Origin of the sequence: Phenylobacterium sp. (genome assembly GCF_030697925.1) — a bacterium.
Classification (GTDB): Bacteria; Pseudomonadota; Alphaproteobacteria; order Caulobacterales; family Caulobacteraceae; genus Phenylobacterium.
In genome coordinates this window covers 1-12,113 of sequence record NZ_JAUYOJ010000235.1, presented here as the reverse complement: position 1 = coordinate 12,113, position 12,113 = coordinate 1, and the positions used below count along the sequence as shown (strand labels likewise).

At 67.7% G+C, this 12,113-nt stretch carries 9 protein-coding genes; 5 read left to right on the top strand and 4 right to left on the bottom strand.

What is annotated here, in order from left to right; translation table 11 throughout:
• Positions 1 to 255 precede the first annotated feature (255 nt).
• Together Q8Q88_RS23095 and Q8Q88_RS23090 are read right to left on the bottom strand one after the other, a co-directional pair.
• Positions 256 to 1,431, bottom strand: a complete 1,176-nt coding sequence (locus Q8Q88_RS23095; RefSeq protein ID WP_305677530.1) for a cystathionine gamma-synthase — start codon at positions 1,429 to 1,431, stop codon at positions 256 to 258.
• A complete protein-coding gene (locus Q8Q88_RS23090; RefSeq protein WP_305677529.1) occupies positions 1,428 to 2,819 on the bottom strand; it encodes a cystathionine beta-synthase in 1,392 nt (463 codons plus the stop codon). The genes Q8Q88_RS23095 and Q8Q88_RS23090 overlap by 4 nt, the downstream gene beginning before the upstream one ends.
• Before the next feature lie 218 nt (positions 2,820 to 3,037).
• Here Q8Q88_RS23090 and Q8Q88_RS23085 point away from each other — a divergent pair, with 218 nt between their 5' ends.
• From Q8Q88_RS23085 to Q8Q88_RS23070, 4 genes are all read left to right on the top strand, one after another.
• Complete coding sequence (locus Q8Q88_RS23085) at positions 3,038 to 6,400, top strand: amidohydrolase family protein (protein ID WP_305677528.1); 3,363 nt, start codon at positions 3,038 to 3,040, stop codon at positions 6,398 to 6,400.
• Positions 6,401 to 6,871, top strand: a complete 471-nt coding sequence (gene ybaK, locus Q8Q88_RS23080; protein ID WP_305677527.1) for a Cys-tRNA(Pro) deacylase — start codon at positions 6,401 to 6,403, stop codon at positions 6,869 to 6,871.
• Between the two features lie 159 nt (positions 6,872 to 7,030).
• Positions 7,031 to 7,630 carry a TetR/AcrR family transcriptional regulator gene (locus tag Q8Q88_RS23075; RefSeq protein ID WP_305677526.1) on the top strand — a complete coding sequence of 200 codons (600 nt, stop codon included), beginning with the start codon at positions 7,031 to 7,033 and terminating at the stop codon, positions 7,628 to 7,630.
• A 137-nt stretch (positions 7,631 to 7,767) separates the two neighbouring features.
• A complete protein-coding gene (locus Q8Q88_RS23070; RefSeq protein WP_305677525.1) occupies positions 7,768 to 10,317 on the top strand; it encodes a TonB-dependent receptor in 2,550 nt (849 codons plus the stop codon).
• 233 nt (positions 10,318 to 10,550) lie between these two features.
• On the opposite strand, the gene Q8Q88_RS23065 is transcribed toward Q8Q88_RS23070, so the two are convergent.
• A complete protein-coding gene (locus Q8Q88_RS23065; protein WP_305677524.1) occupies positions 10,551 to 11,018 on the bottom strand; it encodes a Dps family protein in 468 nt (155 codons plus the stop codon).
• Positions 11,019 to 11,034: 16 nt separating this feature from the next.
• Entirely contained in the window at positions 11,035 to 11,250 is a 216-nt protein-coding gene (locus Q8Q88_RS23060) for a DUF2061 domain-containing protein (RefSeq protein WP_305677523.1), read from the bottom strand.
• 254 nt (positions 11,251 to 11,504) lie between these two features.
• Here Q8Q88_RS23060 and Q8Q88_RS23055 point away from each other — a divergent pair.
• Positions 11,505 to 12,113 (top strand): LLM class flavin-dependent oxidoreductase (locus tag Q8Q88_RS23055; RefSeq protein ID WP_305677522.1); only part of this gene is annotated, 609 nt, incomplete at its 3' end.

Sequence of the window (12,113 nt, the reverse complement as noted above, 5' to 3'; positions counted from 1 at the left end):
AGCCGGATCCGAAGGTCTTCCGAATAAGCCCGCGCCACCCAAACCTCCTGTCCAAGCCAACAGGAGACTCCACCGCTTCGGCCCGCTCGGGAATCCACACCCCAATCACATTCGATTCAACAGGCGCGGGAAACGCTCTAGCCTCTCCCCTCAAAGGGGAGAGGAAAAGGTGGGCGCAACTCGTTCCTCTCCCCCTCGGGGGAGAGGTTGGGTGAGGGGGCGGTCTCTCCGCCGCACTGAGATCGGGAACAGGCCCTAGCCCAGCGCCTGGTCCAGATCCGCGATCAGGTCGTCGGCGTCCTCGATGCCCACCGACAGCCGGATCAGGCCGTCGGCGATGCCGATGCGGGCGCGGGTCTCCGCCGGGATCGAGGCGTGGGTCATGATCGCCGGGTGCTCGATCAGGCTCTCCACCCCGCCCAGGCTTTCGGCGAGGGTGAACAGCCGGGTGCGCTCCAGCATCCGCACGGTCCCGGCCAGGTCGCGATCGAGCACCGCCGAGATCATGCCGCCGAAGCCGCCGGTCATCTGGCGCTTGGCCAGCTCGTGCTGCGGGTGGCTCGGCAGGCCTGGATAGACGACCTGGGCCACGTCGGACCGGGCCTCCAGCCAGCGGGCGATCTTCAGGCCGGTCTCGCAATGGCGCTGCATGCGCAGGGCCAGCGTTTTCACCCCGCGCAGGGCCAGGAAGGAGTCGAAGGGCGAGGCCACCGCGCCCACGGCGTTCTGCAGGAAGCCCACCTGGTCGGCGAGGTCCTTGTTGCTCCCGACGATCAGGCAGCCGCCGACGATGTCGGAATGGCCCGAGAGGTACTTGGTGGTGGAATGCATCACCACGTCGAAGCCGAACTCCAGCGGCCGCTGGCAGTAGGGGCTGGCGAAGGTGTTGTCGGCCGCGGCCAGCAGGCCGTGCTTCTTGGCCAGGGCCGCGATCGCCTCGAGGTCGGCCAGGCGCAGCATCGGGTTGGTGGGGGTCTCCACCCAGATCAGCTTCGTATTGGGTCGGATCGCGGCCTCGACGGCGGCCAGGTCGGCCAGGTCGACGAAGCTGAACTCGAGCCCGGCCGAGCGCTTGCGCACCTTGTCGAACAGCCGGAACGAGCCGCCGTAGAGGTCCTCGCTGGCGATCACGTGGTCGCCGGCGTCCAGCACCTCCAGGAAGGTCGAGATCGCCGCCAGGCCGGAGGCGAAGGCATAGCCGCGCGTCCCGCTCTCCAGGTCGGCCACCGCCCGCTCGAAGGCGAAGCGGGTGGGGTTCTGGCTGCGGGAATATTCGAAGCCCTTGTGCTCGCCCGGACTGGTCTGGGCGTAGGTCGAGGTGGCGTAGATCGGCGGCATCACCGCCCCGGTGGTGGGGTCGTGGAACTGGCCGCCATGGATGGCGCGGGTGGCGAATTCCAGCCGGTTCTTGCCCTTGGTTTCTTCGGTCACGCCGCGCGCCTGAGATAGTTGATGAGGTCGATGCGGGTGATCAGCCCGAGGAATTCGCGGCCGTCCAGCACGATGGCCACCTGGTCCTTTTCGAACACCGGCAGCAGGGCGTCCAGCGGGTCTCCGGCCTGCAGGGTGTTGAGCTTGGCGGTCATGGCCGTGGCCACGTCCTGGGCGAAGCGGCGGTCGGGTTTGCTGTCCTCGACGGCGTCCAGCAGGTCGCTCTCGTCGATCAGGCCGATCAGCCGCCCGTCGTCCAGCACCGGGAGCTGGCTGACATCGGCCTGGCGCATGCGGTTATAGGCGGTGAGCAGGGTGTCCTGCGGACCCACGGTGATGGCCCCGCCGTCGGAGGGCGCACGCGCGATCAGGTCGCGCAGGTCGCCGTGCAGGTGGCGTTCGGTCAGACCCTGCTCGGCCAGCCACGAGTCGTTGTAGACCTTGGACAGGTAGCGCGAGCCGGTGTCGCAGACGAGGGTCACCACCCGCTTGGGCTCGGTCTGCTCGCGGCAATAGCGCAGGGCCGCGGCCAGCAGGGTGCCAGACGACGAGCCGGCCAGGACGCCGGCCTTGGCCAGCAACTCGCGGGCGGCGGCGACGCTCTCGGCGTCGGTGATCGAATAGGCCTTGGCGACCAGCTTCAGGTCGCAGTTGTCGGGGATGAAGTCCTCGCCGATGCCCTCGACCACCCAGGAGCCGGGTTCGATGGTCTTGCCGGTATTGATCAGCGGCGCGAGGATCGAGCCCAGCGGATCGGCCAGCACCATCTTGGTCTTGGGCGAGGCCTTGGCGAAGTAGCGGCCGAGGCCCGTGAGCGTGCCGCCGGAACCGACCCCCACCACCACGGCGTCCAGGTCGCCTTCCATCTGCTCCAGGATCTCGGGGCCAGTGGTGGTCTCGTGCGCCTTGGGATTGGCCGGGTTGGAGAACTGGTTGATGAAGAAGCCGCCGGGAACGTCGGCGGCCAGGCGCAGGGCCATGTCCTGGTAATATTCCGGGTGGCCCTTGCCGACGTCGGAGCGGGTGATCCGCACGTCCACGCCCATGGCCCGCAGGTGCTGGATCTTCTCGCGACTCATCTTGTCGGGGACCACCAGCAGGATGCGGTAGCCCTTCAGCACGCCCACCTGGGCCAGGCCCAGGCCGGTGTTGCCGGCGGTGGCCTCGACGATCGTCCCGCCCGGCTTCAGGCTGCCGTCGGCCTCGGCGGCCTCGATCATCGAGAGCGCGATCCGGTCCTTGATCGAGCCGCCGGGATTGGCGTTCTCCAGCTTGACGAACAGGCGGCAGGGTCCGGTGTCGAAGCCGGTCAATTCCAGCATCGGGGTGTTGCCGATCAGGTCCAGGGCGGACCCGACCGGCGGGGAAAGCGGCGGATGGGCGTTCATTGGGTTCTCGTCGTCGAAGGGGGACAGACGGGGAAACGCCCAAGGGTCCGTTTCCGCGCCATCCGTCCGGGCGCATGGGAGATTTTACCCCAATAGCCCGCTTCGACCGCCGCAGGAACAGCGTCCGTCGAACGAGATCGCGCGAAATCGCGCCTGAGCGGACTCGACAAGCCCGCGCCCCTCGGTTGAATTGCGCGCACGCCAAGTCCGGGGTCCCCATGATCGTTCGCCGTCTGCTCGCCGCAGCCCTTCTCGCCGCGCTGTCTGCGCCGGCCTTCGCCCAGGCCCCGCCAGCCCCGACGCCGCCGCCGGTCCCTACCGAGGAGGGCAAGGCCGAGAGCGAGCCGCGGCCGAACACCTCGGAACTGAACAAGCCGGTGGCCACCCCGTCGCTGGAGAAGCCGGCCGACAAGCCCAAGTGGGACGTGGGCGCCCCGCCCGGCCCGACCCGCGAGGTCCCCATCGACGTGACCTCCGGCACCTGGATGAGCCTGGACGTCAGCCCCGACGGCCGCGAGGTGGTCTTCGACCTGCTGGGCGACCTCTATGTGATCCCGATCGGCGGCGGCGAGGCCCGTGCCCTCACCACCGGCATGGCCTGGGACATGCATCCGGCCTACTCGCCCAACGGCCGCTGGATCGCCTTCACCTCCGACCGCGGCGGCGGCGACAACATCTGGATCGTCGACCGGGACGGCTCCAACCCGCGCCAGGTGACCAAGGAGACCTTCCGCCTGCTGAGCCAGCCCGACTGGACGCCGGACTCCGAATACATCGTGGCGCGCAAGCACTTCACCTCGACCCGCTCCCTGGGGGCCGGGGAGATGTGGCTCTATCACCGCTCCGGCGGCGAGGGCCTGCAGCTCACCAAGAAGCGCACCGAGCAGAAGGATTCCGGCGAGCCGGCCTTCAGCCCCGATGGCCGCTATCTCTATTTCAGCGACGACGCCACGCCGGGCGGGGTGTTCGAATATTCCAAGGACGTCAACGGCCAGATCTATGTGATCCAGCGCCTGGACCGCGAGAAGGGCGAGGTCGAACCCTTCGTCACTGGGCCTGGCGGCTCGATCCGCCCGACCCCCTCGCCGGACGGCAAGTCCTTGGCGTTCATCCGGCGGGTCCGGTACAAATCCACCCTCTTCGTGATGGACCTGGCCTCGGGCCGCGAGACCGCGATCTTCGACGGACTCGACCGCGACATGCAGGAGACCTGGGCCGTCCACGGGGTCTATCCGTCCATGGCTTGGACTCCCGACAACAAGGCTCTGGTGGTCTGGGCCGGCGGCAAGATCAAGCGGGTCGAGGTGGCCTCCAAGGCCGTGGCCGAGATCCCCTTCCACGTGAAGGCCAGCCGCACGATCCAGGAGGCCGTGCGCTTCCCGGTGGAGGTCGCGCCCAAGGACTTCAAGGTGAAGATGCTGCGCTGGACCGAGGTCAGTCCGGCCGGCGACAAGGTCGTCTACCAGGCGCTCGGCCACCTCTGGATCAAGGACCTGAAGTCGGGCGCCGCGCCACGCCGTCTGACCCGCCAGAGCGACCATTTCGAGTTCTATCCGGCCTGGAGCCGCGACGGCCGCTCCATCGTCTACACCACCTGGAACGACCAGGATTTCGGCACGGTCCGGGTGGTTCCGGCTGGCGGCGGCGAGGGCCGCGTGGTCTCCAGCCAGCCCGGCCACTATCTGGAGCCGGCCTTCAGTCCCGACGGCGCGACCATCGTCTATCGGGCGGTGTCCGACGGCTTCCTGACCTCGGCCATGTGGGGCCGTGAGCCGGGCCTCTACGCGATCCCTGCCAAGGGCGGCGGCAGGCCGGCCCTGGTGTCGAAGGGCGGGGTGCAGCCGCAGTTCGGCGCCGCCGGCGACCGGGTGTTCTTCATGACCTTCGAGGCGGAGAACAAGCGCGCGCTCAAATCGGCCAAGCTGGACGGCTCGGAGGAGCGCAGCCACCTGCTGAGCGAGTTCGCCGCGGAATACGCGATCAGCCCGGACGAGAAGTGGGTGGCCTGGACCGAGCGGTTCAACGCCTATGTCATGCCCTTCGCGCGCACCGGCAAGTCGATGGACATCTCGCCCAAGGCTGCGGCCCTACCGGTCACCAAGGTGACCCAGGACGCCGGCTACTTCCTGCACTGGTCGGGCGACGGCCGGAAGCTGTGGTGGTCGGAAGGCCCCGAGCTGTTCTCCCGCGACCTGAAGGACGCCTTCGCCTTCGTCGAGGGCGCGCCCAAGGAACTGCCCAAGCCGGCCGAGCACGGGACCGACATCTCGTTCACCCAGGCCCATGCCGCGCCGACCGGCCGCACGGCGCTCACCGGCGCGCGCGTCGTCACCATGAAGGGCGACGAGGTGATCGAAGACGGCGTGGTGGTGCTCAACGGCAATCGCATCGAGGCCGTCGGCCCGCGTGGTTCGGTGAGCGTTCCCGCCGGCGCCCGGGTGATCGACGTGGCCGGCAAGACCATCATGCCCGGCATCATCGACGTGCACTGGCACGGCTCGATGGGCAGCGACCAGATCATCCCGCAGCAGAGCTGGGTGAACTATGTCTCCCTGGCCTTCGGCGTGACGACCATCCACGACCCGTCGAACGACTCGGGCGAGATCTTCGCCCACTCCGAACTGGCCAAGGCCGGCGCCGTGGTGGGGCCGCGGATCTTTTCCACCGGCACCATCCTCTACGGGGCCAAGGCGCCGTTCACCGCCCAGATCGACAGCCTGGACGACGCGCGCTCGACCCTGCGTCGGATGGCGGCCATCGGGGCCTTCAGCGTCAAGAGCTACAACCAGCCCCGTCGCGAGCAGCGCCAACAGATCCTGGCCGCCGCCCGCGAGCTGAAGATGATGGTGGTGCCGGAGGGCGGTTCCCTGTTCGAGCACGACATGACCTTTGTGGTCGATGGCCATACCGGGGTGGAGCACTCGATCCCGACCGCCGTCATGTATGACGACGTGCTGCAGCTCTGGCCGGCCACCAAGGTGGGCTACACCCCGACCCTGATCGTCGCCTATGGCGGACCCTTCGGCGAGAACTACTGGTACGCCCACACCGATGTCTGGGCCGATCCGCGGCTCTCGAAATATGTGCCCCGCCGTATCCTTGACGCGCGCGCCCGCCGCCCGGTCAAGGCGCCCGAGGAGGAGTATAATCACATCAACATCGCCCGGATGGTGAAGGCCCTGGCCGACAAGGGCGTCTCGGTCCAGCTCGGCGCGCACGGCCAGCGTGAGGGCCTGGGCGCGCACTGGGAGATGTGGATGATGGCCCAGGGCGGGATGACCCCGATGCAGGTGATCAAGGCCGCCACCCTCGGCGGCGCGGCCTATCTGGGAATGGACCGCGACCTGGGCTCCCTGGAGCCCGGCAAGCTGGCCGACCTGGTGGTGCTGGACGCCGACCCCCTGGCCGACATCCGCAACTCGACCTCGATCCGCTACACGGTCGCCAACGGCCGGGTCTACGACGCCATGTCGATGGAAGAGCTGGGCGGCCAGGCCAAGAAGCCGTTCTGGTTTGAGCTGCCGGGCGCCGAGGGCTGGGGCGTCGGCTCCACCGCCGCGGTCAGCCACCAGGACGACTAGGTGGCCAAGACGACACCTGCGACGCTCGCGCTGGACAAGGCGGGCGTCGCCTATGGGCTGGCGACTTACGATTACGATCCCGACGCACCTCGCGTGGGTCTCCAGGCCGCCGAGAGCCTGGGGGTCGCGCCGGATCGGATGTTGAAGACCCTGATGACCCTGGTGGACGGCAAGCCGGTCTGCGCGGTCCTGGCCTCGGACCAGGAGGTGGCCATGAAGAAGCTGGCCGCGGCGGTCGGCGGCAAGTCGGCCGGCATGATGAAGCCCGCCGACGCCGAGCGGATCACCGGCTACCGGGTGGGCGGGGTCAGCCCGTTCGGCCAGAAGAAGCCGGTCCCCACGGTGGTGGACGCCGCCGCCATGGTCCATCCCAAGGTCTATGTGAACGGCGGCCAGCGGGGCCTGCAGGTTGAGCTCTCGCCCGCCGACCTCGTGGCCACCCTCGGGGCTAAGGTCGCAGGCCTGACCTGATTGCGGGCGCCTTCACGCATCGGTTGCGAATTGCGCGCAGGTTTCGTTGGCGGACGCTCCCTGGGCCGGATAGGTTACCATTGATAATTTGGCGCGCCCGCGAGGCGAGATGAGCGTGACGGTGTCGCGGGGCGATCGCCCTGCTTTCGGATCGATGTCATGACCCCGGCGCGGCTCGCCCGGCGGGGCAATTACCATGTCGGCAATGTGCGCGGGCAACTGCTGGGCGCGGCGCGCGACATCCTGGGCCAAAGCGGTCGCGCCGCGCTCAGCCTGCGCGCCATCGCCGAGCGGGCGGGGGTGGCGCCCGGCACAGTCTACTATCACTACGCCGACAAGGCGGCCCTGCTGGCCGGCCTGGCGGTCGATGGCTTCCGGCAACTGGCCCTGGCCATGCGCGAGGCCTATGAGGCCGACCCGACGGGCGGGGGCTTGCGCACAACGGGCGGCGCCTACCTCGCCTTCCTGCGGGAGAAGCGAGAGCTCTACGAGCTGATGTACGAGGCGCGCGACTCGGGCCGGGCCGACGTCGCCGAGGCCGAGGCCGAGGCCATCGCCGTGTCCCGCGGCGCGATCATGGCCGACTTCCAGGGCCTCTATCCCGAGGACATCGCCCACGACATGGCCGAGGCGATCTGGGCCTGGGGGCGCGGCATCGCCGCCGTCGGGTTGGCCCGCGGCGCGGACGGCGTTGAGCGGGGCGACGAGGCGGTCCAGGCCGCCGTGCGGGGTCTGACGGCGCTCATCGCCCGCGCGTGATGAAAGACACACCCCGCGGAGGAAAGCCGGGCGCGATGCATTTCTCTCTATTCGAACGGCGTTCGAGACCTCCAGCCTAGGTCCATTAAGCACTCGCGACGGGCGGCATAACGCCCGCGTCTGGCTGGGAGGTAACATTGCTGCATCAACCCCTGCGTCTTCGCGGTTTTTTTGTCATGGGCGCGTCTGTCGCCGCCCTCACCGCCGCGGCCGCGCCGGCCATGGCCCAGGACACCGCCTTCACCATCGAAGAGCTGGTGGTCACCGCTGAGAAGCGGGAACAGAGCCTGCAGGACGTGCCGGTGGCCGTCACGGCATACACCAGCGAAAAGCGCGACCTGCTCGGGGTCGCCACCGTCGAGGACCTGGCGCGCATCACGCCCAGTGTCGCCTACACCAACAATGACCGCCTTTCGATCCGCGGCTTCGGACGCCTGACCAACGCGATCGGCACCGACCCCTCGGTGGCGCTCTATTCGGACGGCATCTTCTCCAACTCGATGGCCGATAGTTCGACGCCGTCGCTGTTCATCGAGCGGACCGAGATCCTGCGGGGCCCGCAGGGCACCCTGTACGGCCGCAACTCCATCGGCGGCGCGCTCAACATCATCGGCAAGCGCCCAAGCGACGAATTCAACGGCGAGGTCCGCGCGGCGGTCGGCAACTACGGCAGCTGGCGCACCGACGCCCTGGTCACCGGCCCGGTGACCGATGGTCTGCGCTTCCTGCTCGGCGGGTCGCTGGAGCGCCGCGACAAGGGCTTCATCAAGAATGTCGGCCCGGCCGGCGACACCAGCGGTGTCGAGCGCTATGTCATCGAGGCCCAGATCGAAGCCGACCTCGGCGAGAACATCACCGCGCGCCTGCGCTATACGAAGTTCGACTGGGACGACAGCTACGGGGTCGGCAACGTCCACGAGGCGGTCATCTCGCCCTACGACACGGTCTCGGTCACGGGCCTCGGCAATGCCGCGCTCTACTACAATCCGACCTTCGGCTATGGCACGTCGAACATCAGCAACTCGGATGAGTTCAAGATCGACACCAACCAGACGATGGAGGGCAAGCTCTCCAACCACAACCGTCTGCACTTCGACCTGACCTGGGACCTCGGCGACATCAGCGTGAAGTACCTCGCCGGGTACCAAGCCTATGTCTACAACACCAACGGCGATGAGGACCGCTCCTCGCGCACGGGTAATTTCAGCATCAACGCGGCGACCCCGTTCGGGGCCTACACCGCCACCAATGTCTCGCCCAACGAGCGCTTCTTCTATCAGGAGAAGCAGAAGTGGTGGTCGAACGAGATCAACATCTCGTCCAACACCGATGACCCGCTGCAATGGATCGTCGGCGCCTTCCAGTACCACCAGGTCTATTCGCAGCCGCAGGGCCTGCGCGTGCTGGGCGATCCGTCGATGCTGTCGCCGATCAACCTGGCCACCGGCGGCCTGGCGGCGCCCAACCCGAACGGCAACTTCCTGCTGGTGGACGGGACGCTCGAGGTCGATTCATTCGCCGCCTTCGGCCAGATCGACTACGCGTTCACCGACACCCTCACCCTGACCGCCGGCCTGCGCTGGACCAAGGATGAGAAGACCGGCACCGACTTCGCCCGCTACGTGTCGCGGACCAACACCACGACGACCATCCTGCGTTCGGTCGGCATTCCGCTGACCGCCGCCCAGGGCATGGCCGTCGATTTCACCACCTTCGTGGTCTGCGGCGGCCCGACCATCGCCACCTGCGCGGCCAACCCGCTCTATTCCAACCTGCGGCAGGACCCGAACGGCGGCCTGGTTCGTGACCTGGCGGCCGACTACGACGCCTGGACCGGGACGCTGGGCCTGCAGTGGCAGCCGGACGACGACACCAACGCCTATGCCCGCTACAGCCGCGGCTACAAGTCGGGCGGTTGGCTGGCCTCCAACGGCCTGACGCCGTTCCCCTACGCCGACCCCGAATATGTCGACAACTACGAACTCGGCCTGAAGAAGACCTTCGGCGGCCGCTTCCAGCTCAACGCCGCGGTATTCTACGCCGATTACAAGGGCTTCCAGGCGCCGCTCACCGTGGTCCTCAACGCGACCACCGGCTCCACCGGCTCGCAGTTCCTGAACCTCGACGCCCGGAACTACGGTTTCGAGCTGGAGACCCAGTGGGCCCCGCTCGACAACCTTTCGATCTTCGGCAGCTACTCCTACATCAACGCCGAGATCGAGGAGGGCTGCTGCTTCGTCGACGCCAACGACCCGCGGGCTCTTCAGCCCGGAGCCAAGCCGATCGGCGCGGCCCTGCCCAATGGCAGCCAGCCGCAAACCCTGGTCGGCAATCGCCTGCCGATGACCTCCGAGCACAAACTGAACCTCGGCGCGAACTACACCTTCGACTTCGCGGCCGGCAGCCTGACCCTGGGCGGCACCTACACCTATACCGACGACATGCAGACCACGGTCTTCAGCCAGCCGAACTCCACGGCGCCGTCGAACGAGATCGTCGACTTCCGCGCGCTGTGGAAGGACGGCGACAGCCGCTTCACGATCATCGGCTATGTGAAGAACGCCTTCGACGAGACGGCCTATCAGAGCTCGACGACCTCGTCCGTCACCGCGGCCAACACCTTCCGCCGCACGGTGAAGCTGAACTTCCCGCGCACGTTCGGCGTGGAGTTCCAGTACCGCTTCTAGGGGTCTCCGAACCTGGGTTCCGAGGGCGTCGCGGGAGACCGCGGCGCCCTTTCCCGTTCCCGCCTCGGCCATAGTCCGGATGGATCATGCGCCGGATGCTGGGCGGCGCCAGTCTCCAGACGTAGTCGGCGGGGCCTGTCCTTGCCGCATGCGGCGCCTTCCGGTGTCGTTGCTTGCGAGTCCAGCCGCCACAGAACCCTCCCCGGTCCGCGGCGGCTGGATGTCGCTTTAGCCTAGCTGTCGAGGGTCGCGCGCAGCATCCAGGCGTGCTTCTCGTGGGCGGTCAGCCGGTCGGTGAGCAGGCCCGCGGTGACCTCGTCGCCGGCCTCCTGGGCTGCGGGCAAGGTCGAGTAGAGCGTGCCGATCAGGGTTTCGTGGCTGGAGATCAGGTCCTTGACCATCCCCTCGGCCTTGCTGGCCGGATCGCCGTCCTTGATCGCCGACAGCTTGCCGAACGACGCGTAGCCCTGCGGGGCGAGCTCGCCCAACGCGCGGATGCGTTCGGCCACCGCGTCGATGGCGGTCCACATCTCCGTGTACTGGTCCATGAACAGGGTGTGGAGCTGGGCGAAGTTCGAGCCCCGCACGTTCCAGTGATAGCCGTGGGTCTTCAGATAGACCGCGTAGGAATCGGCCAGCAGCCTGGCCAGGCCGTCGGCGGCGGCCTTGCGGGCGGCGGGGTTGGGTCCGGCGTTGGTCATGTCTTCTCCTTGGCTGTCAGGCGGTCGCGGAACGGGACGGCGCCGCGTCGGTTCCGCGGCCGATCCGTTCCCAGACCCTCTCATGCACCGCAAAGGCGAGCGTCTGGAAGAGGGGTTCGATCAGGCCGATGGCCAGCGCCGCGCGCCAGTCCCGCGTCAGGGCGAAGGCGACCCCGATCGCCACCGTCATATGCATCAGGCTGTAGCTCAGGGTCTTCTTGGCGGCGTGCATGGCGGGCGCTCAGTTGCGAATGGTTCTCAATATAACCCAAAGCCACCTTATTGGAAGCCTCTCCGTGATCAGTTTTTCTTCCGCCGGAGGTCACTTGCTGATCGCCCGAAGTCGCTTGGCGCCTGGGGCATTTTGGTTATCGTCGTTCACATGACCGCCCGACAGAGGCGGCCCCCGCATGGCGCCCCTGGGACGCCATGCGGGAGAACTCAGAAAGTCGACCATCGCAAGCGATGGTCTGGGAGGAGCGACCCATGAAATTCACCTGGTTCAACCTGATGCCGTGGCCGTATCTGCCGGACGATTTCCGGGAGACCAATCGCTCGGTCTGGGTCGATATCGACCAGAAGCTGTTCGATCCGGCCAAGAGCCATGAGGTCTACAACACCTATATGGACCTGCTGGAGTACGCCGACACGCTCGGCTTCGACGGCGTCGGGGTGAACGAGCACCACCAGAACGGCTACGGCATCATGCCCAGCCCCAACATCATCGCCGCGGGCCTGGCGCGGCGCACCAAGGACGCGGCCATCGTCGTCCTGGGCAACTCCATCGCGCTCTACAATCCGCCGATCCGCGTGGCCGAGGAGTTCGCCATGCTGGACTGCATCTCCGGCGGTCGGCTGGTGGCCGGGTTCCCGGTCGGGACCTCCATGGACACCAACTACTGCTACGGCCAGATCCCGTCCCTGACGCGGGAGAAGTACCAGGAAGCCCACGATCTGATCATCAAGGCCTGGACCACGCGCGAGCCCTTCGCCTGGAACGGCCGCTACAACAAGCTGCGGCACGTCAACATCTGGCCGCGCCCGATCCAGGACAAGCCGCATCCCCCGGTCCACATCCCCGGCGGCGGGTCGGTG

Bases quoted from the DNA above. Each gene is read 5' to 3' on its own strand.
- Q8Q88_RS23090 (WP_305677529.1), bottom strand. From the start codon at position 2,819: ATGAACGCCCATCCGCCGCTTTCCCCGCCGGTCGGGTCCGCCCTGGAC.
- Q8Q88_RS23085 (WP_305677528.1), top strand. From the start codon at position 3,038: ATGATCGTTCGCCGTCTGCTCGCCGCAGCCCTTCTCGCCGCGCTGTCT.
- Q8Q88_RS23075 (WP_305677526.1), top strand. From the start codon at position 7,031: ATGACCCCGGCGCGGCTCGCCCGGCGGGGCAATTACCATGTCGGCAAT.
- Q8Q88_RS23065 (WP_305677524.1), bottom strand. From the start codon at position 11,018: ATGACCAACGCCGGACCCAACCCCGCCGCCCGCAAGGCCGCCGCCGAC.
- Q8Q88_RS23060 (WP_305677523.1), bottom strand. From the start codon at position 11,250: ATGCACGCCGCCAAGAAGACCCTGAGCTACAGCCTGATGCATATGACG.